At 36.1% G+C, this 26,083-nt stretch carries 27 protein-coding genes; 16 read left to right on the plus strand and 11 right to left on the minus strand.

Annotation, left to right across the window (positions count from 1 at the left end; genetic code table 11):
- Window positions 1-181 precede the first annotated feature (181 nt).
- Window positions 182-553 (plus strand): hypothetical protein, encoded by a 372-nt coding sequence (locus EHQ31_RS10580; RefSeq protein WP_135573910.1) that lies wholly within the window; start codon window positions 182-184, stop codon window positions 551-553.
- Window positions 554-608: 55 nt separating this feature from the next.
- On the opposite strand, the gene EHQ31_RS10585 is transcribed toward EHQ31_RS10580, so the two are convergent.
- Genes EHQ31_RS10585 through EHQ31_RS10595 form a run of 3 tightly spaced genes read right to left on the minus strand, consistent with a single transcriptional unit; the run spans window position 609 to window position 2,186 of the window.
- Window positions 609-1,091 (minus strand): SRPBCC family protein, encoded by a 483-nt coding sequence (locus EHQ31_RS10585; protein ID WP_135573908.1) that lies wholly within the window; start codon window positions 1,089-1,091, stop codon window positions 609-611.
- A gap of 1 nt (window position 1,092) precedes the next feature.
- Window positions 1,093-1,440, minus strand: coding sequence for an ArsR/SmtB family transcription factor (locus tag EHQ31_RS10590; RefSeq protein ID WP_135573906.1), 348 nt, complete (start codon window positions 1,438-1,440; stop codon window positions 1,093-1,095).
- A 41-nt stretch (window positions 1,441-1,481) separates the two neighbouring features.
- Complete coding sequence (locus EHQ31_RS10595) at window positions 1,482-2,186, minus strand: glutathione S-transferase family protein (protein WP_135573904.1); 705 nt, start codon at window positions 2,184-2,186, stop codon at window positions 1,482-1,484.
- Between the two features lie 239 nt (window positions 2,187-2,425).
- On the opposite strand from EHQ31_RS10595, the gene EHQ31_RS10600 reads away from it, so the two are divergent.
- Entirely contained in the window at window positions 2,426-3,388 is a 963-nt protein-coding gene (locus tag EHQ31_RS10600; protein WP_135573902.1) for a hypothetical protein, read from the plus strand.
- Window positions 3,381-4,442, plus strand: coding sequence for a DUF1554 domain-containing protein (locus EHQ31_RS10605; RefSeq protein ID WP_135573900.1), 1,062 nt, complete (start codon window positions 3,381-3,383; stop codon window positions 4,440-4,442). The genes EHQ31_RS10600 and EHQ31_RS10605 overlap by 8 nt, the downstream gene beginning before the upstream one ends.
- 48 nt (window positions 4,443-4,490) lie before the next feature.
- On the opposite strand, the gene EHQ31_RS10610 is transcribed toward EHQ31_RS10605, so the two are convergent.
- The 4 genes from EHQ31_RS10610 to EHQ31_RS10625 all read right to left on the minus strand — a co-directional run bounded on the left by EHQ31_RS10610 (window position 4,491) and on the right by EHQ31_RS10625 (window position 8,475).
- Window positions 4,491-5,576 (minus strand): helix-turn-helix transcriptional regulator, encoded by a 1,086-nt coding sequence (locus tag EHQ31_RS10610; RefSeq protein ID WP_135573898.1) that lies wholly within the window; start codon window positions 5,574-5,576, stop codon window positions 4,491-4,493.
- A 154-nt stretch (window positions 5,577-5,730) separates the two neighbouring features.
- Window positions 5,731-5,997 (minus strand): cysteine-rich CWC family protein, encoded by a 267-nt coding sequence (locus EHQ31_RS10615; RefSeq protein ID WP_338069463.1) that lies wholly within the window; start codon window positions 5,995-5,997, stop codon window positions 5,731-5,733.
- 304 nt (window positions 5,998-6,301) lie between these two features.
- Entirely contained in the window at window positions 6,302-7,084 is a 783-nt protein-coding gene (gene eutC, locus EHQ31_RS10620; protein ID WP_135573896.1) for an ethanolamine ammonia-lyase subunit EutC, read from the minus strand.
- Between the two features lie 5 nt (window positions 7,085-7,089).
- Complete coding sequence (locus tag EHQ31_RS10625; RefSeq protein ID WP_135573894.1) at window positions 7,090-8,475, minus strand: ethanolamine ammonia-lyase subunit EutB; 1,386 nt, start codon at window positions 8,473-8,475, stop codon at window positions 7,090-7,092.
- A 295-nt stretch (window positions 8,476-8,770) separates the two neighbouring features.
- On the opposite strand from EHQ31_RS10625, the gene EHQ31_RS10630 reads away from it, so the two are divergent.
- The 6 genes from EHQ31_RS10630 (at window position 8,771) to EHQ31_RS10655 (ending at window position 12,889) form a co-directional block, all read left to right on the plus strand.
- On the plus strand, window positions 8,771-8,992 hold the full coding sequence (locus EHQ31_RS10630) for a hypothetical protein (RefSeq protein ID WP_135573892.1): 222 nt from the start codon (window positions 8,771-8,773) through the stop codon (window positions 8,990-8,992).
- Between the two features lie 12 nt (window positions 8,993-9,004).
- A complete protein-coding gene (locus EHQ31_RS10635) occupies window positions 9,005-9,238 on the plus strand; it encodes a hypothetical protein (protein ID WP_135573890.1) in 234 nt (77 codons plus the stop codon).
- 22 nt (window positions 9,239-9,260) lie between these two features.
- On the plus strand, window positions 9,261-9,464 hold the full coding sequence (locus EHQ31_RS10640) for a hypothetical protein (RefSeq protein WP_135573888.1): 204 nt from the start codon (window positions 9,261-9,263) through the stop codon (window positions 9,462-9,464).
- Window positions 9,465-9,481: 17 nt separating this feature from the next.
- Entirely contained in the window at window positions 9,482-9,925 is a 444-nt protein-coding gene (locus EHQ31_RS10645) for a cupin domain-containing protein (protein WP_135573886.1), read from the plus strand.
- Between the two features lie 355 nt (window positions 9,926-10,280).
- Complete coding sequence (katG, locus tag EHQ31_RS10650; RefSeq protein WP_135573884.1) at window positions 10,281-12,512, plus strand: catalase/peroxidase HPI; 2,232 nt, start codon at window positions 10,281-10,283, stop codon at window positions 12,510-12,512.
- Between the two features lie 2 nt (window positions 12,513-12,514).
- Window positions 12,515-12,889, plus strand: coding sequence for a high-potential iron-sulfur protein (locus EHQ31_RS10655; protein WP_135573882.1), 375 nt, complete (start codon window positions 12,515-12,517; stop codon window positions 12,887-12,889).
- A 9-nt stretch (window positions 12,890-12,898) separates the two neighbouring features.
- Here EHQ31_RS10655 and EHQ31_RS10660 read toward each other — a convergent pair whose 3' ends face one another.
- The gene (locus EHQ31_RS10660) at window positions 12,899-13,324 is read right to left on the minus strand and encodes a hypothetical protein (RefSeq protein ID WP_244247343.1); all 426 of its coding nucleotides are present in this window, start codon (window positions 13,322-13,324) and stop codon (window positions 12,899-12,901) included.
- Window positions 13,325-14,307: 983 nt separating this feature from the next.
- On the opposite strand from EHQ31_RS10660, the gene EHQ31_RS10665 reads away from it, so the two are divergent.
- The 6 genes from EHQ31_RS10665 to EHQ31_RS10690 all read left to right on the plus strand — a co-directional run bounded on the left by EHQ31_RS10665 (window position 14,308) and on the right by EHQ31_RS10690 (window position 20,961).
- Complete coding sequence (locus tag EHQ31_RS10665; protein WP_135573880.1) at window positions 14,308-15,543, plus strand: ATP-binding protein; 1,236 nt, start codon at window positions 14,308-14,310, stop codon at window positions 15,541-15,543.
- Between the two features lie 72 nt (window positions 15,544-15,615).
- Complete coding sequence (locus tag EHQ31_RS10670; protein WP_135573878.1) at window positions 15,616-16,140, plus strand: chemotaxis protein CheW; 525 nt, start codon at window positions 15,616-15,618, stop codon at window positions 16,138-16,140.
- A gap of 14 nt (window positions 16,141-16,154) precedes the next feature.
- Window positions 16,155-17,675 (plus strand): methyl-accepting chemotaxis protein, encoded by a 1,521-nt coding sequence (locus EHQ31_RS19035; protein ID WP_135573876.1) that lies wholly within the window; start codon window positions 16,155-16,157, stop codon window positions 17,673-17,675.
- An 8-nt stretch (window positions 17,676-17,683) separates the two neighbouring features.
- Window positions 17,684-19,552: a chemotaxis protein CheA gene (locus tag EHQ31_RS10680; protein WP_135573874.1), complete on the plus strand. Its 1,869-nt coding sequence runs from the start codon at window positions 17,684-17,686 to the stop codon at window positions 19,550-19,552.
- Window positions 19,549-20,580 (plus strand): protein-glutamate methylesterase/protein-glutamine glutaminase, encoded by a 1,032-nt coding sequence (locus tag EHQ31_RS10685; protein WP_135573872.1) that lies wholly within the window; start codon window positions 19,549-19,551, stop codon window positions 20,578-20,580. The genes EHQ31_RS10680 and EHQ31_RS10685 overlap by 4 nt, the downstream gene beginning before the upstream one ends.
- Window positions 20,581-20,592: 12 nt before the next feature.
- Window positions 20,593-20,961, plus strand: a complete 369-nt coding sequence (locus tag EHQ31_RS10690; RefSeq protein ID WP_135573870.1) for a response regulator — start codon at window positions 20,593-20,595, stop codon at window positions 20,959-20,961.
- Between the two features lie 47 nt (window positions 20,962-21,008).
- Here the strand turns inward: EHQ31_RS10690 and EHQ31_RS10695 are convergent, their stop codons facing one another.
- The 3 genes from EHQ31_RS10695 to EHQ31_RS10705 all read right to left on the minus strand — a co-directional run bounded on the left by EHQ31_RS10695 (window position 21,009) and on the right by EHQ31_RS10705 (window position 25,069).
- Entirely contained in the window at window positions 21,009-21,554 is a 546-nt protein-coding gene (locus tag EHQ31_RS10695; RefSeq protein ID WP_135573868.1) for a chemotaxis protein CheD, read from the minus strand.
- Window positions 21,555-21,691: 137 nt separating this feature from the next.
- Window positions 21,692-23,125, minus strand: coding sequence for a RecQ family ATP-dependent DNA helicase (locus tag EHQ31_RS10700; RefSeq protein WP_135573866.1), 1,434 nt, complete (start codon window positions 23,123-23,125; stop codon window positions 21,692-21,694).
- A gap of 69 nt (window positions 23,126-23,194) precedes the next feature.
- Window positions 23,195-25,069 (minus strand): AMP-binding protein, encoded by a 1,875-nt coding sequence (locus tag EHQ31_RS10705; RefSeq protein ID WP_208652769.1) that lies wholly within the window; start codon window positions 25,067-25,069, stop codon window positions 23,195-23,197.
- A gap of 284 nt (window positions 25,070-25,353) precedes the next feature.
- On the opposite strand from EHQ31_RS10705, the gene EHQ31_RS10710 reads away from it, so the two are divergent.
- The gene (locus tag EHQ31_RS10710) at window positions 25,354-25,929 is read left to right on the plus strand and encodes a WG repeat-containing protein (RefSeq protein ID WP_135574141.1); all 576 of its coding nucleotides are present in this window, start codon (window positions 25,354-25,356) and stop codon (window positions 25,927-25,929) included.
- Window positions 25,930-26,083 lie beyond the last annotated feature (154 nt).

Here is a 26,083-nt window from a genome sequence, read left to right on the forward strand (position 1 = left end):
AAAGGCCGGATCAAAATTCCCGAACCGAAATAAAATCCAGTTTTCTTAGGAATAATACGAGGATATGATATTTTTTAGAATTTTTTTGTGAATTAATTTCAGATTTTTGATTCAATCTCTCGGGAGGACCTTATTTTGTCCTACCTCCCTAGTATTCTGTTCTTATTGAGGTTAGAAACTAATGGAATACATTGAATCGCTTTTGGAAGAATATTATGAACTTTCTGAAACTTTATCGGCTCTCGGAGGACCAAATAAAAATTCTGAGCTTTATGACGAAATTTTATCTATCGAAGAAGAAATCTGTTGGGAGTGTTCCTTGCCGGCTTCCATAAAAAATCGCCAACTATTTCAACTCTACCAAACCAATGAATCTAAGGAAACCAACATTCAGAATGCCTTGCAAGCCTTAGACCAAGCAAGATCCAAATATTTTTATAAACCAGAAAAAACGTTTTCCCAATTTTTAGAAATGGAAGAAGGAAATGATGTCATAAATATCCGAATCCCTACGGTCAATGGTACTTTTTACGAATTTTTATATCCAGTTTGATTCATTAATCGAATGAAAGCCCGATGGAAAGACCTAGGTTCCTAAAACCAAGGACCTAGGTAAATTCTTTCACCAATCGGTCAAAAGCAGCGTTTGTTCCTTCCACACGACCACGGATTTCCTCTTCCGTAGAATATCCATCCGTTGTAGGTTCTTGTAAGAGTACAATCTGTTCTGTAAATATCATCTTTGTTCTTCCAATGATTTCTGACTCAAAAAGTACAGTTACCAAGGAAACAGAGATTCGGATGTCATTTACGTACATTCCAAAAGCATACACTATCCTTTCGTTAGGTATGATGTCATAATAAGTGGCATCAAATACATGACGACTTCCCGATGGAGTTAAAACTAAATTGGTTTCTTTTCCACCGACTTGAAAATCCAAACCAAATTCAACAGTTTTCCATTCATCATGACAAGCAAACCATCTTCGTTTGGCTTCTGGATTAGACCAAGCAGCAAAAGCTCGTTCTTTAGATGCAGGCAAAATCCTTTCGATGGTAAAAGTTGAATTTCTAACTTGTGTTCCTTTCATTTTATTCTCCGTCGGAATTGTCATTTGATGATTCGATTAAAAAATTAGACAAACGATCAAAACTACGATTCCAACTTGCCTTTCTTTCTTCCATCCAAGATTCAATTCCTATTAGTTGCTTTGGATCCAATCTATAGGTTCGAACTCTACCAAGTTTTTCAGAAAAAACTATGCCACCTTCTTCTAAAACTTTTAAATGTTTTAACACTGAAGGTAGTGCCATCTCCAATGGTTCCGCTAATTCCTTTACTGAGGCAGGACCAAAACTCAATCGTTCCACCATTTGCAATCGACTACGGTCAGCGAGAGCATGGAAAATATGTTCTAAACCTTGAGAATTATATTTCATAACGGAATGAATTCATAGTTTTCGCAGGTAAATAAAAGTCCTTACTTTTTTTCTTTTAGGAATCGTTTTGGAATTTTATCAAATAACGGATACATATAAAAATAAGGTTCTGCTTCGTCTATTGTTCGTTTGACGGAAGACCGATCTAATAATCTCTCAAAATATGCAGTAAGTTTAGGATATGTGTTTCTAAAACTCAAAAGAGTATCCGCATAAAATAAAGCAGGAACCGCAGAACAGTCTGCCATACTAAAATGATCACCAACTATAAAACTCCGAGATTCCAATTGTTTTTCCAACATTCCATACGAAATAGGAAGTTTTTGGTAGGCTTGTTCGACACCGAGTATGTCCCTTTGGCCTTCAGGTCGCAATCGATCGACTACAATTTTCTGAACAAGTTCACTTATATAATGATCAAAAAAACGGTCCCAAAGCCTTACTTCTAATGCCAATTCAAAATCACTGGGAATGAGGGTTTCCTTTCCTGGGTAAAATTTATGTAAATACTCAATGATGATCGTGGTTTCAGGAACCGTTTTCTCTCTGAATCTATCGCGAAGGATTGGAATTTTACCGACAGGCCAGTAAGCAAAAAGTTCCGCACTAGATTCTTCTACCAAAAAATCCACCAATCTGGGTTCAAACTCAGTGCCATTTTCATACAAAGCAATTAGAACCTTATGGCAGAAGGAAGCAAGAGGGTGGTAATAGAGCAAGAGGTTAGGTTTTTGATAGTTATCCATTTGGGAAACTATTAACAAGGGGAGATTTGATTGCAATCATAATAGTTAGCTAAAGAGGAAAGTATATAAAATAATCTTCAAATCGGGGAAAGTTAGTAAGGTGAAGCAATCGGTTAGGTATAAAGAAAAGTGCGAATCTGGTGTTTTACTAAAAACATGACATTTGGGATAGGTCTCGGAACGGACTTAATGACATCCAGGACATAGGAGAAATGGTCATTCTATGTTAGTTTGGGAGCATGAAAACACCCAACCCAACATATCGACAATTTGACAGGCTTCGCCAAAGGACCATTCAGTTTCTACGTTGGAACTTACCGGTTTTAACTATAACAGTGTTTTCCCTTTTTTCACTTAGATGTGAGAGAACTTCTGCTGGTGCTGAAACTCATTTAGTTCCAATCCTACTGGCAACAGAATCCAACACCACATTAAAACAAGGAGGTAACCAAGGTGGCTCCGTGGGAATAGAAACACCCATTGGAACAGGTGAGATCCCTCAAAGCCCTCCTCTTCTGAATGAAATTACTTATATCACAAATCCTGCAAATCCGGCAGACGACCCATACTCCACCAAAGGCTTGTTACAATTTCAAAAATCAAGCATTAGCTTTCAGAAACCAGTTCCTGCAAATACAGAAATCTCTCTCTATTTTGGGAAAAAAAATATGGAATTAAACTCTGATGGAACTGTAACCAATGCATTAGATACTTTAAAACGAACAGCCAGTAATTTTTCAGGGCATACTTACCTTTGCGATTCAGACAAAAAGTATAAAGTGCTCGTAGTTGCAAAAAATGAATTTGGAATCACTTCAAAAGAATTAAGAATCGGACATGCGAGGAAATGCGCAGATGCGATCAAATCACCAAGTACATTTGGAAATTGTTCAGACCATTGTTTTGAAACAACAAAGTCTGGTGACAAAATTGAAATCACTGCAAATTACAATCTTCCCATTGATGGAAAATCATTGCATTTAGATTTAAGTGTCATTAGCCCAAGAAGTTTACCTGAGTCCATTGCACCACCCGTTGATTTAGATATTGGGATTCCTTTGGCAGGTTTACATACATTGAAAACAAATTTTAGTTTTAATGAAAAAGAGTTTCTCTGTGCGGAAGTCCAATCACTGCTTATTGTTGACCAACCCCAAAGATCTTCGCTTTTGAAAGGATATGTAGCCATTCCTAATGAATGATTGCGGATTGAACTTTGCCAGATGTCTCTTTTTAGAGAACTACCTTGGGACATCTGGAATAGGAAATCATTGGAAAAAAATTACAACTCAACAAAAAAATAAAAAAATCAACTTTTACCATTTCCTACTCGAGTTTGCTTATGTGTTCATTTTCACGATTGGAATCATAACAAACTGTTCTCCACCTCATTTAGAAAATACTTGTGATGTAAGTTCCCAATCTTTTTCAAAAACCATTGCCGCTAAATCAATATTAGGTGACAAAAACCACCTCTGTTTCTCTGCGAATGTTTCAAACCAAACAGGTTTTTTTGTTGGCGGTAAAATTTCTGGTTTAACTGGAAGCGGATTGACATTGATTTTAAACCAAAAAACTTCCCTTATGATTCCTCCTGGCAGTACAGATTTTTCTTTTCCTGTTCAAATCCCTATTGGTGCCAATTACGAAGTAAATTTTGCAACGCAGGCAGAAGGTAACTACTGTAAGTTGAACAATTCCACAGGAACCATCTCCAACAAAAACATCAATGATGTCGAAATCAACTGCCAGGCTTCCTGCTTAAAATGTATTATATTTATCACTCAAAATGGATATCCTGCCAATGTTGGCAAAGCATCGAACTTTGATTCCAGTTGCCACTCGGATCCAAACTACCCTGGTTCTGGTAATTACAAAGCTATGGTCGTAGATGGAATATCACGACGAGCCAGTATCACGGCCAATATCGGCGATGGTCAAATCGATTGGGTGTTTAAGGCAAACCAGGCTTATATTCGGCCAAATGGAATCAATATAGAAACATCCAATGCCAATGGATTATTTACAACAAGTCTAGCGACACCCATAACAACCATTAGCTCCGACCATTGGACGGGACTCAATTTAGATTGGACATCCTATTTAGATGGGGCCTGTTTGAAATGGACTACAATCTCGGCTTCGGAACTTGGAAATGCCGGAGATGCCTATACTCAAGATATTTTGACCCTTACAGCAGGAAAAGGACTACAACAATGTTCCGTCAATCGCGAGTTAGTTTGTGTCGAGCAATAACGAACTATTTTTTGATATACAAAATTATAGATTTTGTTCAATGTTTTGTTAGTCTGTGATTTTTTGTTTAGATAAAAAAACAGTCAAACGTTGCAGTTGGTCTTTGGATGTGGAATTGGACTCAGGAAGTACCTTTCCGTAAATATTTTTGAGATGATTTCTTAGAGTTCCATCAGAAACATTCAAAATCAAACGAATAAAAGATCGACTATGTCCTTCTGCAATCAACTCACAAATTCTTAGTTCTTGTTTGGACAATCCAAATGGTTCAAGAGGTAACGAAAACGAAAGATTAGGTTTGTTTTCTTGAAGAGTTGTCTTTAACAAATAAGCGAAAAACAAAAGACTTATTAAAGTAGTCAAAATAGAAGTCACGAACTCTCTATAGATAAAATTTGGCAAAATTCCTAAAATCAAAATCCCGATGAGTAAACCAACAGCAAGTGAAATCAAAATGGAAGCAATAAAACTATAAACACTTGGTTTTGCTGCATTAAACCGATTTAGGTAAATAGAAAACAAGACAGATAGAGTGGCATCTACCACTGGATGAAGGGGAGGAAAATTAAATCCATACATTGGCAAGAAATTTGAAAACAGTCCAAACCACCAAACACACAAAGCAATGATAAAGGTCCGTCTTTCAAAAAAAACATTCCATTCCAAAGGAAATAAAACAAAGTATAACGACAATAAAATGGCGAAAAAATGTACAGAGCCGCCAAGGATTCCACCAACTTCAGTAACTAAAGGTGCCATTCCAAAAGAAAACTTAGCAAAACCGTAAATCACAGTCTTAGGTATCGAAGAACATATCAAATCAACTACCAAGGCAAAGATAGCAATGCCGATGGTTCCTTGATTCATTAATTTTCTCCCAGTACAAAATGAACAGATCGCAACAAGTACGGGAGCCAGTAGAAAAAAAGAATGGCACTGAAAGATCCAAAACGCTAGACCTGTAGTCTCATCGGAAGCAAAACATAGGGCCGCTGTGGCAGCATTCTGAATGCCAATAGTAAAATAAAAAACACTCAGGAGTCTATGGAAACGATGATCACGTGTAATATTTTCAATAAAACAACTTATATTTGCCAAAGATGCAAACAAAGGGACTAAAAAGAAAACACTCATCTAAAAAAGTTTAACCTAACTAATACTAATTAACACCTGAGCTTAGATTTTTTACCATTCAAATTTACGATTTTAAAAAAAAGAATGAATTAAAATAATACTATCGTTTGGTGAACTTAACTATAGAAGGAAAAACTTCAGAATATTTTAAATCTTAAAAACGCCAAGAGATCGATTTATAAGATAGGTTCATTTTATACTCAAAGGATAGTATTTCCATACATTGATAACAAAGGCAATCGGTATACTGTGTCGCCAAGTATTCTCTTTCAGCTAAGGAAAGGTTCACTTTCGTACATTGGCATAGGCTTATGGAGCCAACCTTACATTCGAAAATTCGCAAACAATGGGGGCAAATTTTATCTTCATGTTTACTATTACTTTGGACTTGATTGATACTTTTGAAATTAAAATCTTCCAAGAAAATCTCCTTTCCCGTTGAAATCTCTAACCTAAACGTTTCCGCATAGGTTGGGAAATTCCTAATTCTTTGTCCGGGATCCCTTAGAAAAATTGAGGAACGAATGATCGTTTACGGGCGATACATTTGTGGGAAGATCCGACTTTTCCATCCAAAATAAATAAGGATGAGAATTTACGGTTGCACCGTCAGTTGAGGAGTTTCACCTCATTCCTCCCGGAATTACTATGATGATCAAAGGAACTCACTGAATCTGTCAATCTTCTGTTCTTATCATTTTTATTTTTTCGGTTATGACTCTAGGTCAATGCGACTCGCCGATAACCCTATTTTCTTTTGATTGCAATAGAAACTCTGGTGGCATTTCATCTTTCAATCCTACACCAGACAATTTTCTTTGTATAACTTCAGAGATTAGATATATTGTTTTTTTCACGGCACTTTCAAACCCAAAACCACTAGGTCTAACATTGGAAATACAATTTCGGCTTTCATCGGTTTTACCCACTTGCGGATGATAGGTGATATAAACTCCCAAACTATCAGCAGAGGTTAAACCGGGACGTTCCCCAATCACAACGATCGAAATTTTTGCCTTCAAAACTTCACCAATTTCATCACCAATGGCAACACGTCCCCACTTCGATAGTACAATTGGTCCCAATCGAAAACTAGTTTTATTGAATTCTTCCATTAAAATGGTTACAAAAGGAAGAAAATTTTCATCGATTGCTTTTGCTGACAACCCATCCACACCAATCAATACTAAGTCGAATTCGCCACCTAACTTTTGCAAAGTTTCAACAGAATCCTGCGACAATTTTCTTCCCAAATCAGGGCGTAGTAAATATTCTTCTTTGGAATTTACTTGACTTTCCACAAATACAACAGGCAGTTTTTTCCTTTCGCCAATCGTTATTAATTTTTCGAGTAACCTTGGAAAATTGGGACTAAGCAATACAGCATCTCTGGCACGCGCATGATCCAGGCGAAAACGTAACATATCTTTGGTGGAAATAGAACTTCCACTTCGATTTAAACCAATCCTTGCTTGGCTAAACTTTTTCCATTCTTCTAAAAAAGACATTCGCTTTACTTTCCTATTAACTCTTCGAGTAAACTCAAGTTTCGATTTTCTTTTGGCAAAAAACCATTTTCGTTAGAAAAAATTCCTCTATCTAACAACCAAAGCTCAAACTCTGGTGCAGGTTTTAATCCCAATACTTGCCTTAAATACAATGCATCATGAAAGGATGTACTTTGGTAAGACAACATCACATCATCAGCACCTGGTACTCCCATAATATAATTACAACCAGCAACACCTAACAGTGTCAATAGTGCATCCATATCATCTTGGTCAGCTTCGGCATGATTAGTATAACAAATATCCACACCCATCGGTAGCCCAAGTAACTTTCCGCAAAAATGATCTTCCAGACCTGCTCGAATGATTTGTTTTCCATTATATAAATATTCGGGTCCTATAAATCCAACGACAGTATTTACTAATAACGGCGAATATTCTCTTGCAACGGCATAAGCTCGTACTTCTAAAGTTTGTTGGTCGATCCCGTGATTGGCACCTGCTGACAAAGCACTGCCTTGCCCTGTTTCAAAATACATTACGTCATTGCCGACGTTTCCACGTCCAAGAGATAATGCCATTTCTCTAGCTTCTTTAAGAATAGATAAATTAATCCCAAAACTTTTATTTAAGTCTTCTGTTCCCCCTATCGATTGAAATACCAAATCCAAAGGGGCTCCCCGTTTCATCACTTCCATTGAAGTAGTTACATGAGATAAAATACAGGATTGAGTAGGAATGGAATACTTTTGAATGAGGTTATCCAACATATCTAAAAGCGCAATCGAAGTGGGAATATTATCTGTTGCGGGATTGATTCCAATCACAGCATCACCACTTCCAAGCAGTAACCCATCTAAAAGACTGGCTGCAATTCCTTTGGGATCATCCGTAGGATGATTCGGTTGCAACCTAACAGAGAGTCTACCTGGTAATCCAATCGTATTTCTAAATTTTGTAATGACTCTAATTTTTTTACCAACTAAGATTAAATCCTGGTTGGACATGAGTTTGGAAACCGCAGCAACCATCTCAGGAGTAATTCCCCACCGAATCGATGATATGACTGCTTCATCTGTTGTTTCCGCCAATAAAAAATCACGAAATCCACCTACAGTCAGATGGGAAATTGAAGCAAAAGCTTCTTTGTTATGGGAGTCTAAAATGAGTCTTGTCACCTCATCTTTGTTTGCTGGGACAAGTTCTACATTTAAAAATTCCGAAAGATAAACATCCGCAAGAGCCATTTGTGCGGCCACTCTCTCTTCTTGGCTCGTGGCGGATATCCCTGCCAGAACATCACCCGAACGATGAGGACTGGCTTTGGCCAAAAGATCTTTTAGATCGGGGAACTGGTAAGTTTTGGTTCCGAGGATTGTTTTGTAACCCATACAAACAATAGTTATGGAAAAGAAATCTTCCGCACAGAACTTTTCTATTCTATTTTAATGCAAACATACGACAAAACCTAAACAGATAACTAGTAAATCTCAGTTTATTGCAAAAACAAAAAAAAATCATCACAACAAAATAAAAATACAAATTGCGCATTCATTTGTAATGAAATTCCTGATATACTTAAAGGTTTTGAATCAAATTGCAATCTGCCAAAAATTTTCGATTCAATTGACATAAAAGAAAGGAAAAACTATCATAGTCCAAAAATTCATATCGATTGAGGAAACTATGAAAAAACTAGCATTAGCTGGAATCTTATTTTCATTACTTTGTCTTGCAAATTGTACGCAATACTTTGTAATTGATAGTGCAAATGTTGACGGAAAACTTTATGTTTCTGTTTTGAAACAACCTTTTTTTGGAACTGCTGAAGGTTATATCTCTAAATGTGATGCCGATGCTGCTGGAAACCTTAAATGCAAACGTGTACGTTTGGACCTAACTAACTAAGAGGAAAAAAATATGAAAAAAATTACATTAGTACTCGCAACACTTTTTCTAGTAGCTTCTGTCACAAACTGTGTTTCTCTTTATTCTATTAAATCTGGTAACAAAGGAAAAGTAACAGTAGTAAAAAATGGTCCTTGGATTTTTTCAGATGAATATTCTTGTGATGTAACTGCACAAGACGATTTAAACTGTGCCAACATCGAAGGTTCTTACGTGAATAACCCGAGCCTTGGTGCAAAAAATTAATCAATCGAAGGAAATATAAATTATGAAAAAAATATTACTAACTCTTACCCTTCTTTCCTCTAGTTTTCTCATTTCTTGTTCGACAGTTAATTTGACACAAGTTGGAAATTCCACATACCGTTTCTATCGCGGAGTATTCACTTTCAACACAGAAGTTGAAAAATGCGAAGTTGCTGCTGACGGAAAAAAAGTAACTTGTAAAGACGTAACCATCTCTTACGAGTAAAAAAACAAAGGTAGGTTATGGCAAAAAAAATCATTTATTGTTTTATTTTCGGTATAACCTACCTTTTCTGTAAACCAACAACGTCTGTCGATACGAAAGACTTTGTTGGGAATCCAGAAATCAAAACCATCTCCCTCTCTGCGTTTCAATCAAACACCAAATCGGCATCAGAAATGGAAAACGTTGAAACACAAATTGCAAACCTTGGCAGTTTTTCCTCTTCGATTGCTGTAGCAAAATCAAGAACTGTTTTCAAAGAGAAAACTAACGCATCTTTGGTGCCCCGTGCCATATATATTTTATCTGGCTCAGGTAAAATTCATTTTGATGATGCTGAATTTCCCATCAAAGAAAATGATTGGGTGCATTTTCCTCCCGCCAATGCCATTGATTTAGAACCAACAAAAGGCAAAGTTTTAAAATTTTTAATTTTTCATGGTTACTGGATTAATAAACAATAACAACCGTTAACTCTTGTTTCGTTGTTTCACTTTTCCCGATTCTTAAAGGTAGATTTTTTTATTATTAAAGATTGGGCGTTCCCAATCCTGAGTAGTTCATAAATAAATCCAACCAAGGGCCGAGCTCGTCCGGGGTCCGCGTCCGCTCCCGTCTGCCTCTGGCTGACCAAGCCCTACCGATCTCTAACGCAGGCTAAAAAGAATCAAATTCAGAATTTTTTACCGTTCCCCTTGACAAAATTTCGTTTTTCTGCCCCCAACAGTATAAATTTAGAATAAATCTAAAAAAATTTGCTTGCTTTCATTTACTAGATTTAATCTAAATTTATACTGAATCTAGAAAGTGAAGGTCAATATGAGAACAATAAAGATTTCTACAATGGCCCTGTTGGTGCTCGTTTTGAGCCCATTGGGTGCAGCAGACACAAAAGAACCTTCGAGTTCTATGGAACGGCAAAACATTTCCAATCAGTTTTGGTGGCCAGAACGACTCGATTTAGCGCCCCTCCGCCAACACGCGGCGGAATCAAACCCAATGGGTAGACAATACAACTACTCCAAAGAATTCAAAGACCTAAACATCCAACAGCTAAAAGAAGAAATCAAAACATTGATGAAAACCTCGCAAGATTGGTGGCCTTCTGATTACGGACATTACGGCCCTTTCTTCATTCGGATGGCTTGGCATAGTGCAGGAACCTACCGAATCTCCGATGGACGAGGAGGAGCCGGTGGGGGACAACAAAGATTTGAACCACTCAATAGCTGGCCTGATAATGCCAACCTAGACAAAGCCCGTCGCCTCCTTTGGCCTATCAAAAAGAAATACGGAAAAAAAATCTCTTGGGCAGACCTAATGGTTTTAACAGGAAACGTCGCTCTCGAATCAATGGGATTCAAAACTTATGGGTTTGCAGGTGGTAGGACCGATGATTGGGAAGCCGACCTTGTTTATTGGGGACCAGAAAAAAAATGGTTGGCCGACGAACGATATGAAGGTGATAGAAAATTAAAAAATCCACTTGGGGCCGTTCAAATGGGTCTTATTTATGTAAACCCGGAAGGTCCAAACGGAAACCCAGACCCACTAGCAGCCGCTAAAGATATCAGAGAAACCTTTGGTCGAATGGCAATGAATGACGAAGAGACTGTTGCTCTGATTGCCGGTGGCCATACTTTCGGTAAGGCTCATGGAAAAGCAGATCCATCCAAACATGTGGGAAAAGAACCAGCAGCAGCGGGAATCGAAGAACAAGGGTTTGGTTGGAAAAATAATTATAAAAAAGGAAATGCAGAAGATACAATTACCAGCGGACTCGAAGGTGCTTGGACTGCAAATCCAACGAAATGGACCACTCAATATCTAAACAACTTATTTGGTTTCGAATGGGTGCAAACGAAAAGTCCAGCTGGTGCCATCCAATGGATTCCAAAAGATGGAGCTGGTGCCAATATGGTTCCGGATGCCCATGACAAAACACTTCGCCATGCTCCTATTATGTTCACAACTGACTTGGCTTTAAAATTTGATCCAAGTTACAAAGTAATCGCCAAAAAATTCCAAGAAAATCCAAAAGAATTTGAACTCGCTTTTGCTAAGGCTTGGTTCAAACTCACTCACCGAGATATGGGGCCGCTCTCTCGATATATCTCAAAAGAATTACCAACGGAGCCACTCATTTGGCAAGATCCATTACCTGTCGTCGATCATAAGTTAGTTGGAACAAAAGAAATTGAAGTTCTTAAAGCTAAAATTATAAAATCAGGATTAACAATTCCTGAGCTTGTGAGAACTGCTTGGGCATCGGCTGCAAGTTTCCGAAGCACAGATATGAGAGGTGGAGCCAATGGAGCAAGGATTCGTTTAGAACCTCAAAAAAATTGGGCAGTAAACGATCCTGAAGAACTTTCAAAAACATTGAAAAAATTGGAAAAAATCCAATCCGAATTCAATGAGTCTGGGAACAAAATCTCTCTTGCCGACTTAATCGTACTAGGTGGAAATACGGGAATTGAAGAAGCCGCAAAAAAAGCAGGTATAAAGCTGACTGTACCTTTTACACCGGGAAGGACAGATGCAAAGCCAGAACAAACAGATGTTTATTCCTTTTCTGTTTTAGAACCAAAAGCAGATTCCTTCAGAAACTACTATGGACCTGGAAATTCATTGTCACCAACAGAAATGTTAGTCGATCGTTCCAATCTATTGTCTTTAACCATTCCTGAAATGACAGTGCTCTTAGGTGGAATGAGATCTTTAGATGGCAATGCAGGGAAATCAAAACACGGAATTCTGACAAATCGTCCCGGAGTCCTAAGTAACGATTTTTTTGTCAATTTACTTGATATGTCGACTAAATGGCAAAAGTCTCCGTTAGAAGATGGACTTTACGAAGGTTTAGACCGCAAAACAGGCGCTAAAAAATGGACAGCAACTTCTGTGGACCTTATTTTTGGATCTCATTCAGAGTTACGAGCTGTGGCAGAAGTTTATGCGGCAGACGATGGCAAAGACAAATTTGTAAAAGACTTTGTTTCTGCTTGGAACAAAGTAATGATGCTTGATCGTTTTGATGTGAACAAATAACAATGCAAAAAACTTCAAGAAAACAATTTTTTACCACATCGTTCTCTTGGATGGCCTCCCTCTATCTTTTAGAGGGAGGTTTTGGTTTGCTAAACCAAATATATGCAGATAAAAAAATTTCTGCACCTTTCCCTGATGATTTACATCCAGTTTTAGAATCTGATCCCACTGCCAAAGCTCTTGGATTCCACCAAGACGCAAAAGATACTGATTTTAATTTGTATCCAGAGAGAAAGGAACCCACCGCAAAAAATCAATTTTGTAAACACTGTGTCCAGTATACACAAGTAAACGAAGGATGGGGAAAATGTAATATCATCACCACTGGAGTTGTATCTTCCAAGGGTTGGTGTTCTGCGTGGACCAAGCGATCCTAAATAGAAAGTTTATTTCCAAACACATTTAGTTAAATCGACATTTTCGAATACCCAAGGTTTGTGAGCATGTTTCGCATTTTTATCTTCAATCAAATCGAATGAACCTGCTTGGGAGGAAATACTTTGAAAATAGAGGGAAAAAGGAGTGTTTTTCATTTGAGTTCGTTTTGGGCAAAGTCCCACTCTCTCTGCTTTTAAAAAAGAATAAGAAGTTCCTAAATCATCTCGGAAAACCATACCTTCTTTTAATACACAAACCTTTTTAGATTCTTTAGTATATAATTCTAATTTTGTCTCTGTATCCGATACACAAATTTTACTGAGTACGACGACTCCTAAAAATTCAGAGTGGAGATCACAACATTGAGGTGTCACATTCCAATTTTTTTGGGTGAAATCAATTGGTTTGTCATTCTCAACCTTGACTTCTTTCACAGGCTCGGTAGAACAAGAAAAAAATAAGCCAAAAATGCATAAATAGGCAACAATATACCTTATTAAAAAACTAATCTCAGAGTACATACAAAACCATTTTTTAAATCCTTTCTGATTCCACTGACTCTAAAAACTTTTAGTTTTACTTCCATCTCTTTTTTTCCAACTAAATTCGATTGAACCATTGCAAACACATTTTAAAATTAATACAAAACCAGGATGAATTTTTTTTGCATTATGAACACGATACTACAAAATATGTTTTAATATTATAAATTTAAAATAATTAGATTTAATAATATATTATTTACATCTCTAATTTTTCAAATTTTACTCGACAACACAGACAAACATAAAGAAAGCTTTTAAAAAAGAACTTAAATTACGACTTCCGAATTCAGACAAAAAGCTTAAATCGTTTCCCTCAGCAGAAAACAAACCAGCTAAGAAAACTTGTATTAACAATATTTCTCAATTTCTTGAATTCTGAAATCAGTAAGGAAAATTTATAAAAAATAATCGGCATTAGTGGAACCAAGCTTAGGTAAAAAAAATTCATAACGAACGCTGTTTTTATTTATCCTGGGCAAAGGAAACTGCAGAACATTGGATTCATAAAAACTCTTACTTGATGCAAGTAGATGTACAAGGATGAAACCAAAGGAAGCAACTCGAGTTTTTATTTTTAGTACATTAACGTATTTACAGGAAGTGTATGGTCCGTTTGGCCTTAATCTTTCTAGTTACTTTGGTTCAAAATGAATTCTCATCTTGCAAACTATCTGATTTAACGAAGAACCGAACAAAACGTTACCTAAAAAAACAAACGGAATTGAAATACGACATATTATACAATTTTGATTCTACGTTCAGAATTTATGAATTTTTTTTCATACTTAGTCTTGTATTTATCTATAGTTATATTATAATGGATAGCTACTCCCTTATATTTTAAATTTGTTTTAGCAGGAAAAATGGTAGGAATGTCTACAGAAACCACAATCAGAGAATTTGCGAATGCTTTGTTTTCTTCTCTACCCGATGGAAACTATGTATTCCTCTCTGAAAGCGGAGAGATTCTAGAAGCAGTAGCTTCTCAAACAAACCCTTTGCAAGTTGGACAAAATAGTATTGGAAAATCATTTCAAGACCTCCTTCCCGAATCTTTAGCAGCAGTTAAAGATACATTCACTCAGGTAATTGAGTCAGGTACATCGTTTGCATCTCGTTATTCTTTGCCCAAACTTCAATTAGTGATCAAACTTGCACCGTGTTTATTACCAAATAGCACCGAAAAGTATGTATTATTTTCTGCATTGGAACTAAAGGAAGAAACCGATAAGGATTTATCTGAAATCGAAAGGTCCGTGGTTCAGTATGAAGAAAACCTACATAAAGAAATCATCAAAATCTTCAATTGGCGGCATGAAATTGAAGGAAAAGGGAATCACAAGGATTGGATGGAGAAAGCCCTTCCCAATTTAAATACCTCTTTAATGCAAGGATCGGGACTAGGTGCACTTGTTACCACAGTTGGCTCCTTAATAAAAAAAGCAAAAAAAGAAGGAAGCCATCATATTATCCCCTCACCCATTTATGATCTGTTAGAAGAAAATTTCAGTAGCACTAAAAAGTTAGTAAAAACTTTAGCAGAGGCACAAATTGTTTTTGAAGGCAGTGAAACCAAAAAAGAAATAACCACTCTTAAAGAATTCAGAAATATGATTCAGGAAGAAGTATCATTTCTTTCTGATATGGCTGCTATCAAAAACCAAAGGTTTCATATCTCAAATTCACAAACAAGTGCAGAAACTAAATTCTATTCTCATTTTGCCTTATTACGAACTGCAATTAGAGAATTACTAATTAATGCAATGAAATATGGTCAAGAAAGCTCTGATATTTATGTTCTATTTATGAAAGCAGGCGAAAAACTTTCTCTTAAAATTTTAAATGCACCAATGGACCAATCAATTCAACAAATAAACTTTAAAAAATCTGAAGAAATCATTTTGTTTCAACCGTTTTATCGGGTAAACAAATATGTGGATGAACGATTCTCCAAAGAAGAATTTGGATTGGGACTTGGGTTACCGATTGTTAAAAAGATATTAGAAGATATGAATGCGAAAATATATTTCAATTTATTAGATTCAAATATTTACAATAACCAATCATCTGAAGTTTCTGTCACATTGGAATTTGATATAGCAATTTAATATAGAAGAATTCTATTTTCTTGTTTACAAACATTCGAATATACAAAAATTCGCAATCACGAAGGCCGCAAAATGAACAACCTAGAAATGGAAAACCTTTCCGATGAATCTGATGACTACGATGATGAAGACACTCTCGAAGGCCGTTACCTGATTTTCTCACTTGCTGATCGAAGTTATGGGATAGAAATCAAGTTTATCACAGAAATTGTTGGGATGCAAAACATTACAGAAATTCCAGATATGCCAACCTTTATCAAGGGAGTCATCAACCTACGCGGAAAAGTAATTGCACTCATCGATGTCCGTGATCGATTTCGGATGCAATCCATAGGATATAATGATAAAACTTGTGTCATCATTCTTAGTGTGAATCAACAGTTAATTGGCCTGATTGTTGATACCGTCAAAGAAGTGATTAAAATCCCTGCTAACCATATGGAAGAAGCTCCAAAATTCGGTGAACACCAAGGGAATCAGTTTATCAAATCTATAGCTAAAGTTAGTGATGATGTAAAAGTATTACTAAATATTGAAAAGTTACTTAAAGACGAAGATAAACTCGCACTAGATACAGCGATTAGCAACCAATCTTAAAAAAGGAAAACAAAATGTTAAATTTAAATTCAATGACAGTCAAAGGAAAATTGATCCTCGGATTCAGTTTGCTAATCTTCTTTATCGGTATCGGAACCGGATCGGGTATTTATAGCGTTAATATTTTTAACCAGAAAGTCACCGACTTAGTTTTAATTTACTCACCAAAGGTACAACTCTCCGAAAAAATCAGGACTAAATTCATCTGGCTTGCACGAAATGAAAAAAACTTAATTCTAGATCAGACGATGGAGTTAATGAACCAAAGGCTTACCGCTAGAAAAAAATATGCCTCAGAACTATTTGGATACATTGAAGACTTAGAAAAACTTGGTAATGAAAAAGACAAAGCAAAACTTAAAGAACTTAGAGTTGCATATGACGAGTATGCTGCTGCTTTTGAAGAAGTTAAGGTTGTAGCTTTAAAAAATTTAACGCAACAAGCACAAGATATTTCAAGCATAAAAGGAAGACCTGCAGCTGACCGATTTGATGCCATTGCTGATGATATTGCTGGTATGGCTGCCGCAGATATGGATGAAGCAAATAAACTCACAGATGAATATTACCAGGGAATATTTATTTTCATGGCTGGTCTTTTTGTTGTATCTGCAATAGTTTCTGTCCTAATCGCCGCTTGGATTATTGTCAGCATAACCAAGGCACTAAACTCTGCAGTAGAAATTGCAACAACAGTTTCAACGGCAGCAGAACAAGTATCCTCTACCGCTTATTCACTCAGCCAAGGAGCAAGTGAACAAGCGGCATCTATCGAAGAATCAACTGCATCTATTGAAGAAATGTCATCATCGGTAACTCAAAATTCGCAAGCAGCAAATGAAACTAATGATATCGCATCTAAATCAGCGAATGAAACAACCAAAGGAAGAGAGTCAGTTTTTAAAACATTGGATGCAATGAAAAATATTTCATCCAAAATCAAAATCATTGAAGAAATTGCATATCAAACCAACTTACTAGCGCTAAACGCCGCAATTGAAGCAGCTCGTGCAGGAAAACATGGTAAAGGCTTTGCGGTCGTTGCTGATGAAGTCAGAAAATTGGCAGAAAGAAGCCAGGTAGCAGCCCAAGAAATCAACCAACTGTCTTTCAATAGTGTTTCGCTCGCGGAAGAAGCGGGAAGAGTCATTGAAGAAATTGTTCCAAGCATTCAAAAAACAGCGGAACTTGTCTCTTCTATTGCAGATGCCTCGAGAGAACAATCCTCCGGAATCAACCAAATTACTTTGGCTATGACACAGATGGACCAAACAACTCAAATCGCAGCCTCTTCATCGGAAGAATTGGCAGCTACATCCAATGAATTAAAAGAACAATCTGGTCACCTAATGGAAATTATGGGAACTCTAGTAAAAATAGATAAAGATAAATTATCATTAGCAAAACAAAAAAGAATTAATACAAACAAACCAGGTGATCTAAAAAACATTGCAGCAGAATTTGGGAAAAATAACAAAAACTCAAATGGTTTTGGGTCGGGAATAGAACACAATTCTCTGACTGAAAAATTCTGAGTTTCATTATGGGAAGAGAACAACTCCTACTCGACTTCATACCTGAAGGTTTTGAACTGATTGAAGTTTGTGAATCGGCTATCTTGTCTATTGAAGAAATTAATGGACAAGATGGTGAATATGATGAGGATCTAATCAACAACCTCTTTCGCGCAGTTCACACTTTTAAAGGTTCGTCTGGTTTACTAAAGTTAGAGAGTTTAGTTAAGATTTCTCATGAAGCAGAAACCTTAATGGATATTTTGCGTAAAGAAAAAAAGCTTCCTAGCGAAGATATTTGCCAAGTTTTAATAAATACCTGTGATCAGTTGCGAACACTTCTACAAAAAGTAGAAAAGACAAAATCAAACCCTGAGTTAGACGACGAATCAGAAGCAATCATTGAAGTTTTACAAAGGGAAATTAAACAATTACAGTTAGAGACAATCGGAGCCGAACCAGAAATTTTAACTCCTATCAAGAAAAAGAGTTTTGAAATTTTTGGTGAGGATGAGATTAAAACGGAACCTATTGTTTCCACAAAAAAACCTGCATTCGAAATTTTCGATGAATCGCCAAATTATAAGTTAGATGCATCAACATTATCTGCTGAACCTGTTCTTGCTGTTGAAAGTAAAACAGAAAAGAAAAACACTGAAATTTTAAAAGCAGAGAAAACCCAATTAGAAAAAGATTCTACGAACAATACAACGACTACCCAGAAAAAAGAAATCAAAGTTGCCAATGAAAAATTAGATGCACTTATGGATTTAGTTGGAGAATTAGTGATTGCAGAATCAAATGTAACACAACACTCACTACTCAAATCTCTCAAAAACGAAGACTTTAATTCTTCCATCAATCGACTCCATAAAATTGTTCTAGATTTACAAGAAGTAGCCTTATCTACACGAATGATACCTATCAGTGGTGTTTTCCAAAAAATGTCACGTTTGGTTCGTGACCTTCAAAAAAAGGCAAACAAAAAAGTTGCCTTATACATCAGCGGCGAAGAAACGGAAATTGATAAATCAATTGTTGATTTAATTGCTGACCCAATCATTCACATACTCAGAAATTCTATAGACCACGGAATTGAAACTTCAGAAGAACGTGCGTTATCTGGTAAACCTGAAGTGGGAACAATTCAACTGAGTGCTAGACAATCAGTGAATGAAGTTTGGGTTATGATTCGTGATGATGGTCGCGGGCTTAATCGAGAAAAAATCATACAAAAATCAGTTGAACGAGGAATTCTCAGTGGAGACACCGAACATCTTTCTGACCAAGAGATTTATAATCTAATTTTTGTACCAGGTTTATCCACTGCCGATGCAGTGACAGATATATCTGGACGCGGCGTAGGTATGGACATTGTACGTCAAAATATCGAAAAAATGGGTGGAAAAATTGAAATTCATAGCCGAATGCATAAGGGTACTAGTTTCATTTTACGCATTCCACTGTCCCTGGGAATCATGGAAGGTACTGTCGTTCGCATCGGTAAAAAGTTTTTCACCATTCAGACCATTGAGTTACGTGAGTTTGTTAGTCTTCGTGATAAAAAAGAGATCCCACTTGAAGATAACCAAAAAGTAATCGATGTTAGGGGAACTTTTATTCCAATTTTTGACATAAACCAAATACTAAACCATCGAGATGAAGTTGTTTATGATGGTATTGACCCATTAATGATTATTCTGGAATACGAAAAAAAACTACTTGGTATTCGTGTCGATGAAATTGTAGGAAATCAAAACGTCGTCATAAAACCATTACAAGGCATATTAGAAGAAGCTAATGGAGTGAATGGCTTTACTATTCTCGGCAGTGGAAACGTAAGTTTAATTTTAGATGTAAAATCAATTTTTCAGGCAATGCACAGAAGCGAAACATGATAAAGCTCCTGATTGTTGATGATCAAAATGTTGTACGAAATGTACTTTCAGAAATGTTTTCTGGTGACAAATCAATAGAAGTTGTAGGTACAGCATCCAATGCACTTGAAGCCAAAAAATTAGTTCCGCAACTTCGCCCAGATGTAATCAGTTTAGATGTGGATATGCCTGGGATGACTGGGATCGAATTCTTAGATTGGCTAATGCCAAATTTTCCCACGCCGGTAATCATGTTAAGCACATATACTGAAACAGGTGCTAATGCAACTATCCAAGCTCTCCAACGTGGTGCAATGGATTTTGTAAAAAAACCAGATGGAACTGAATCTGATTTTTTACGAATGCTTAAAGAGTTAACATTCAAAATCAGAAAATTTGGTCTTCTATCAAAACCAAAACAACATATTACACCCCAAAATCCGACTAAACTTGCTGGACTCAAAGGTAAACAAACAAATATCAAATTGATTGCAATTGGAGCGTCTACCGGAGGAACGCAGGCCCTAGATTATATTTTACACCACTTACCAAATGACCTACCTCCAATTGTAGTAGTGCAACATATGCCAGAACATTTTACTACTTTGTTTGCACAACGTTTAAACCAAACGACTGGTCTTCCTGTAAAAGAAGCCGCTAATGGAGATATCCTTGAGACTGGTCATGTTTATCTTGCACCAGGTGATCAACATTTACTAGTTCGCCGTTTGGCTGGTAGATATTATTTAGAAGTTGAATTTTTTGATAAAGTAAGCGGACATCGGCCGTCAGTAGATGTTTTATTTAATTCCATATCGCAAGGGAAGATGGGTAACAACTGTTTGGCTATACTGTTAACAGGTATGGGTAGAGACGGTGCCACTGGTTTAAAAGGCGTAAAAGAGGCAGGAGGAAGGACCATTGGACAAGACGAGGAATCATGTGTTGTTTACGGAATGCCAAAAGAAGCTTTTTTATTAGGTGCAGTAGAAAAACAAGCCAGCCTCTCTACTATTCCCAATGTTATATTACAAATCTTAGAATCATAAAGAGGAACAAAAATGTCAAAAAAAATATTGTTATGCGATGATGCACCAACTGCACTGAAACTCATGGAAATGGTTCTTGGTGATGAAGGATACGAGATCTTTAAAGCTGAAAATGCAGACCAAGCCATGAAAAGTTTAGAATTAAACGGTCCCTTTGATGGATGTGTTTTTGATGTCAATATGCCAGGTAAAAATGGAATTGAATTGTCCCGTGAATTTTTAGCACACCCCAAAGGAGTTGGTGCTAATATTTTAATTGTATCCACCGAATCTAGTGACCATTTAAGACAAGCAGGAAAAGATGCAGGGGTAAAAGCATGGATTGTCAAACCATTTGATGATGAAGACTTAATCGAAGTATTGAAACGGATTATTAATTAATAAGAATAATTGAATACATTCCCATTTTTATAGAATGGGGCTTAGATTTAAAATGTAAATATTGATGTTTTTTTAACCATTCTTTCACGTACCTTTGTTTCGAAATGGCGTTCTTGCGTTAGAATTTCACTAGATACGTTCGGTTGTAGTTTTGTGATAAAAACATCAAAATTATCAGTATGAAAAACAAGTTTTCGATATAATTCACCGCCTGTATCTTCACTAATAATTGGAATTTTTTCAGTTTGTAAAAAATCTTTTACGAATAGTATGTTTTTCGAACCTACATTGTTGGTTTTTAAATTTAAAGTTTGTGAACCACCAAATATCTTAGCTTTCAAATGATTTCTAGAAATACTCATTTTCACGAACTCATTAATTAATAACTCCATCGCCGTAATACCATAACGCAAACTTTGTTTTTCTTCCAATTTATCCATACTTCCAGGCAAAAGAATATGGTTGATGGCACTAAGTTTTGTTTTTTCATGAAATAAACAAACAGATACGCATGAGCCAAGAATTGTACGAATTTCGTAATTACCTGAAGTAAAATAGGCTTCTCCGATATTCAAATACACTTTTTGTTTCATCACTAACTTACCTTACTAATGAGGAAAATGTAATTCTAAAAAAAATTCCCTCTAACATTTATACAGGAAAATTTATCATTGAACAAGGTCTTTTATAAATTTTAGCAAACATCAAAAAGATAAAAAAAATACTAAATTTAACCTTCCAAACACAAATCACAATTCCCACATCCGTTAAAAGTGGAATCAAAATATTCATGAATGAACTTTCTTCTACAATCTGTTGTTTTAGTATACAAAAGAGTTTGATATAATCTTTTTTGAGAGTCTTTTTTCTTTTCTAATAACTCTTGTTCAGAAAACAAAGAATCTGACCATTCAGATTCAATTTGTAAGGTTCCTCTTTCTAAATCTCCAGAAACTAAACCTTTACTTTCCAATAAATTTAGTGCAGTTTGAATTCGGTGGTCACCTTTGTTTTTGAATGTCATAAAGGACTGCAATGTTCCATAATCCAGACCAGATAATTCATTCTGTTTCAACGAAAGAAATCCAAACAATTTTTGTAGGTAAGCCCTATCGGGATTTTGCCAGTCTATAAACTCCATCTGCACGGTAAGATCATCCTGGCAATAAAAAAGTTTACAATCAGATGGATTACCATCTCTACCTGCACGACCAATTTCTTGGTAATAAGACTCTATACTTCCTGGAATTTGTGCATGGTATATATAACGGATATTCGGTTTATCGATACCCATTCCGAATGCATTTGTTGCAAGTAGAATGGCATCATCTGTAATTAGAAATTTAGTTTGTATTTTATTTCTTTGTTCTGATGAAAGTTTCCCGTGATAAACTAAATGTTTTTTATGTTTAGTGTCTAACCAATGGCTAAATTTTTCTAACTCTTGAATTAAACTAAAGTAGATAATCGATGCACCATTATTGATTTTCAAATCGGAAAAAATTTTATGATATTTTTCTTCTGTATCAAAACAATCAACAACAGACAATTTTAAATTTGGCCTAAACAAACCATCATCAAAGATTTTAATTTTTTCTATCGCAACTCCCAATTGAGTCACAATATCTTCCTGAACACGTTGGGATGCCGTTGCCGTTAATGCAACCGTAGTCGGATTTCCCAAGATCTCACGAAACCAAGATATTTTTGTATAATCGGGTCTAAAGTCGTGACCCCATTGACTTATGCAGTGCGCTTCATCGATAGCAAGTAGAGAAACTGATTGAGTATAAATGGCATCCAAAAAATCTTTTTTCTGGAACCTTTCAGGAGATACATATAAAATTTTATATTTTCCTGACTTTAAATTATTATACCTTTCTAATCTTTCTGATTTTGACAAACTTGAGTTAATGAATTCAGCAGAAACACCTTTCTTTTGTAAGGCAGAAACTTGGTCTTTCATCAATGCAATCAATGGTGAAATTACAATACAAATACCTGGCAAAATTAAAGCGGGAATCTGATAACACAAAGACTTGCCCATACCTGTAGGCATAAGGACCAAAGCGTCGCCCCGATTAATGATATGGTTAATGATGGTCTCTTGTTTTCCGCGAAAAGAAGAAATCCCAAATGTATTTTTAATACTATCTAAATCCAAAGAAATCGTAACCCACCTATCACAAGTTAAAGTTTTTCGAGAGGTTACTTCTAAAGATTTGACAAAATGTTATCTTTGAATTTTTAACTGAACCGCATCCATTACTTCTTCCAAAATAGAAGGATCGTCAATCGTTGACGGGATAACATAAGTCTCTCCATCAATCATTTTCCTCATCGTTTTACGAAGAATTTTTCCTGAGCGAGTTTTTGGTAGTCTTTTTACAAACACAACGGTTTTCAATGAAGCAATGGCTCCAATCTTTTCTCGAATTCGGTGAGTTATATCTGACTCAATAGCTTTTGGATCCAAAACAACACCATCTTTACAAACTACAATTGCCAATGGAACTTGCCCTTTAAGTTCATCAGCAATTCCAATTACTGCCGATTCGGCAATGGCAGGATTTTCAGCCACAATCTCTTCCATTTCACCTGTCGACAATCTATGACCAGCAACATTGATCACATCATCAATTCGGCCTAAAATAAACAAATAACCGTCTTCATCAAAATACCCACCATCCCCAGTTAGGTAATATCCTGGATAATGAGATAAATAGGAAGATTCAAAATTAGAATGATCATTCCAAAGTGTTGGCAAACAACCTGGCGGTAAAGGGAGTTTGATTACAATGTTTCCTTTTTCACCTTGATTAACTTCATGTCCTTCTTCATCAAGAATTCGAACATCAAAACCTGTTACTGGCTTCGTCGCTGAACCAGCTTTAGCTGGCAATGGATTAGAACCCATCATATTGGCCGCTATGGCCCATCCTGTTTCTGTTTGCCACCAATGATCCACCACAGGAACTTTCAGAAGTTCACAAGCCCAATCATAAGTAACAGGATCAGTCCTTTCTCCCGCTAAAAACAAATATTTAAGAGATGAAATATTATATTTTGATAATTCCTTTCCTTCTGGATCTTCCTTTCGAATCGCACGAAATGCAGTGGGAGCACAGAACAATGTTTTAACTTTATATTCTTCAATGATTCGATAAAATGCACCAGAGTCAGGTGTACGGACAGGTTTTCCTTCATACAAAACAGTGGTACAACCATAGATTAACGGTGCATAAACGATGTAGGAATGTCCCACAACCCAACCTACGTCCGATGCAGCAAAAAAAACATCGCCGGGTTTCATATCGTAAATTGTTTCCATTGAATAATGCATAGCTACCGCATGGCCGCCATTATCTCTTACAACCCCCTTTGGTTTTCCGGTTGTACCTGATGTATAAAGAATATAAAGTGGGTCTGAAGCGGCAACCGGCACTGATTTTTTTTTGCCTGCTGTTTCCATCAGTTCATCCCAATCAAAATCACGTCCAGTATGCATGATTACTTCTAAATTTGGACGAGACTTTAGAATTACATATTCTGGTTTATGATTAGATAGGTGCATTGCTTCATCTAATAAAGGTTTATAAGGTATTATTTTCGAAACTTCAATTCCATAAGAGGAGGTAATTACAAGTTTAGGCTTACAATCATCTAACCTAACAGCAAGTTCATGAGGAGCAAACCCGCCAAAAACTACAGAATGAACAGCCCCAATACGAGCACAAGCTAACATAGATACCAATGCCTCTGGAATCATAGGCATATAAATGACGATTGTATCTCCCTTTTTGATACCTAAGGAATCTAAGACGAAGGCCATTTTTTCGACAGATTCTAAAAGTTGAAAATAGGTGAATTTAGATTTAATTTTGCTTACAGGAGAATCATAAATGATTGCAAGATCATTTCCTTTTCCATCATTTACATGATGATCTAAGGCAAGATAGGATGTATTCAATATTCCATCCGGGAACCAATGATTAAGTCCATCGCCTGCTATCCCGTATGCTTTTGTCGGCTTCTTTTCCCAAGGTATACGATTCATTTGAGACATCCAAAAATTAGTTGTATCTTCGTTATGAACCTTTTGTTCCATACTATCACTTCCTAATTGATTATAAGATGGGAATTCGTGTAAAATCCCAACTAAAATTTTAAATATATGTCAAAAACAAAGAAAGAAAGGTAAAAAGAACATCTACATACGTATTCTCTCATACATTAATAATTGAATTCATCTAGTCATAGAGACAAATTTTTTATTTTTAGAATAAATCCAAAATCCTTGACATATTTTTTTTTACGACTTAGTTTAATGGGACTATAAGAGAAACAATGAATCGAATTTATTTTTCTTTTAATTTATATGCAGTAGGTTTTATGAAATTTATATTAACTTTTATATTCTTAACTTTGCCAATATTGGCGAAATCAAATCTTCCGATTTCTTTTGAAGAAAACAATCTTTACGGTTTTAAAAACAAATCTGGAAAGGTTATGATCAAACCTCAGTACCAACATGCGATGGACTTCACAAAAGAGGAGATAGCCTTTGTAGTAAAGGATAACCGATGGGTTTGTATCAATACAAAGAACTTAGTTTTATTAGAAGTATTTGTTTATGATAATGGTCCCGACTACTATTCAGAAAACTTAGCTCGTTTTGTAGAAAACAAAAAATTTGGTTTTTTCGATTCACGATGCAATAAACAAATTTCAGCAGCTTACGATTTTGTTTATCCATTTGAAAATGGAACTTCTATCGTTTGTAATGGTTGTGAGTCTCAATTAGAAGAAGAACACAGCAGAATCATTGGTGGTAAATACGGAGTGATCAATAAAAAAGGGAAAATTCTCATACCCGTTGCCTATGATGCAATCGATTCTGTTGATGCAAAAAAGAAAACGGCAACCGTGGTATCCAACAAAAATAAAACAAAAATCAACTTTAAATAGAATCCTAACCTGATTTTTGGCTGCCTAACCCAAGTCATTCAAAAAGGAATTAAATAAATTCCTAATTTGGGGCTTTTACGGTTTGCGAAACAAAACAAGTCAGTTTTGCAGGTGATTCGATTCAAAATACCTGTGACATTATTTTACCTCTTAC

It is taken from the genome of Leptospira montravelensis (genome assembly GCF_004770045.1).
GTDB classification, from domain to species: Bacteria; Spirochaetota; Leptospiria; order Leptospirales; family Leptospiraceae; genus Leptospira_A; species Leptospira_A montravelensis.

Bases quoted from the DNA above. Each gene is read 5' to 3' on its own strand.
- EHQ31_RS10580 (WP_135573910.1), top strand. From the start codon at position 182: ATGGAATACATTGAATCGCTTTTGGAAGAATATTATGAACTTTCTGAA.
- EHQ31_RS10585 (WP_135573908.1), bottom strand. From the start codon at position 1,091: ATGAAAGGAACACAAGTTAGAAATTCAACTTTTACCATCGAAAGGATT.
- EHQ31_RS10590 (WP_135573906.1), bottom strand. From the start codon at position 1,440: ATGAAATATAATTCTCAAGGTTTAGAACATATTTTCCATGCTCTCGCT.
- EHQ31_RS10595 (WP_135573904.1), bottom strand. From the start codon at position 2,186: ATGGATAACTATCAAAAACCTAACCTCTTGCTCTATTACCACCCTCTT.
- EHQ31_RS10600 (WP_135573902.1), top strand. From the start codon at position 2,426: ATGAAAACACCCAACCCAACATATCGACAATTTGACAGGCTTCGCCAA.
- EHQ31_RS10605 (WP_135573900.1), top strand. From the start codon at position 3,381: ATGAATGATTGCGGATTGAACTTTGCCAGATGTCTCTTTTTAGAGAAC.
- EHQ31_RS10610 (WP_135573898.1), bottom strand. From the start codon at position 5,576: ATGAGTGTTTTCTTTTTAGTCCCTTTGTTTGCATCTTTGGCAAATATA.
- eutC (WP_135573896.1), bottom strand. From the start codon at position 7,084: ATGTCTTTTTTAGAAGAATGGAAAAAGTTTAGCCAAGCAAGGATTGGT.
- EHQ31_RS10625 (WP_135573894.1), bottom strand. From the start codon at position 8,475: ATGGGTTACAAAACAATCCTCGGAACCAAAACTTACCAGTTCCCCGAT.
- EHQ31_RS10630 (WP_135573892.1), top strand. From the start codon at position 8,771: ATGAAAAAACTAGCATTAGCTGGAATCTTATTTTCATTACTTTGTCTT.
- EHQ31_RS10635 (WP_135573890.1), top strand. From the start codon at position 9,005: ATGAAAAAAATTACATTAGTACTCGCAACACTTTTTCTAGTAGCTTCT.
- EHQ31_RS10640 (WP_135573888.1), top strand. From the start codon at position 9,261: ATGAAAAAAATATTACTAACTCTTACCCTTCTTTCCTCTAGTTTTCTC.
- EHQ31_RS10645 (WP_135573886.1), top strand. From the start codon at position 9,482: ATGGCAAAAAAAATCATTTATTGTTTTATTTTCGGTATAACCTACCTT.
- katG (WP_135573884.1), top strand. From the start codon at position 10,281: ATGAGAACAATAAAGATTTCTACAATGGCCCTGTTGGTGCTCGTTTTG.
- EHQ31_RS10655 (WP_135573882.1), top strand. From the start codon at position 12,515: ATGCAAAAAACTTCAAGAAAACAATTTTTTACCACATCGTTCTCTTGG.
- EHQ31_RS10665 (WP_135573880.1), top strand. From the start codon at position 14,308: ATGTCTACAGAAACCACAATCAGAGAATTTGCGAATGCTTTGTTTTCT.
- EHQ31_RS10670 (WP_135573878.1), top strand. From the start codon at position 15,616: ATGAACAACCTAGAAATGGAAAACCTTTCCGATGAATCTGATGACTAC.
- EHQ31_RS19035 (WP_135573876.1), top strand. From the start codon at position 16,155: ATGTTAAATTTAAATTCAATGACAGTCAAAGGAAAATTGATCCTCGGA.
- EHQ31_RS10680 (WP_135573874.1), top strand. From the start codon at position 17,684: ATGGGAAGAGAACAACTCCTACTCGACTTCATACCTGAAGGTTTTGAA.
- EHQ31_RS10685 (WP_135573872.1), top strand. From the start codon at position 19,549: ATGATAAAGCTCCTGATTGTTGATGATCAAAATGTTGTACGAAATGTA.
- EHQ31_RS10690 (WP_135573870.1), top strand. From the start codon at position 20,593: ATGTCAAAAAAAATATTGTTATGCGATGATGCACCAACTGCACTGAAA.
- EHQ31_RS10695 (WP_135573868.1), bottom strand. From the start codon at position 21,554: ATGAAACAAAAAGTGTATTTGAATATCGGAGAAGCCTATTTTACTTCA.
- EHQ31_RS10705 (WP_208652769.1), bottom strand. From the start codon at position 25,069: ATGGAACAAAAGGTTCATAACGAAGATACAACTAATTTTTGGATGTCT.
- EHQ31_RS10710 (WP_135574141.1), top strand. From the start codon at position 25,354: ATGAAATTTATATTAACTTTTATATTCTTAACTTTGCCAATATTGGCG.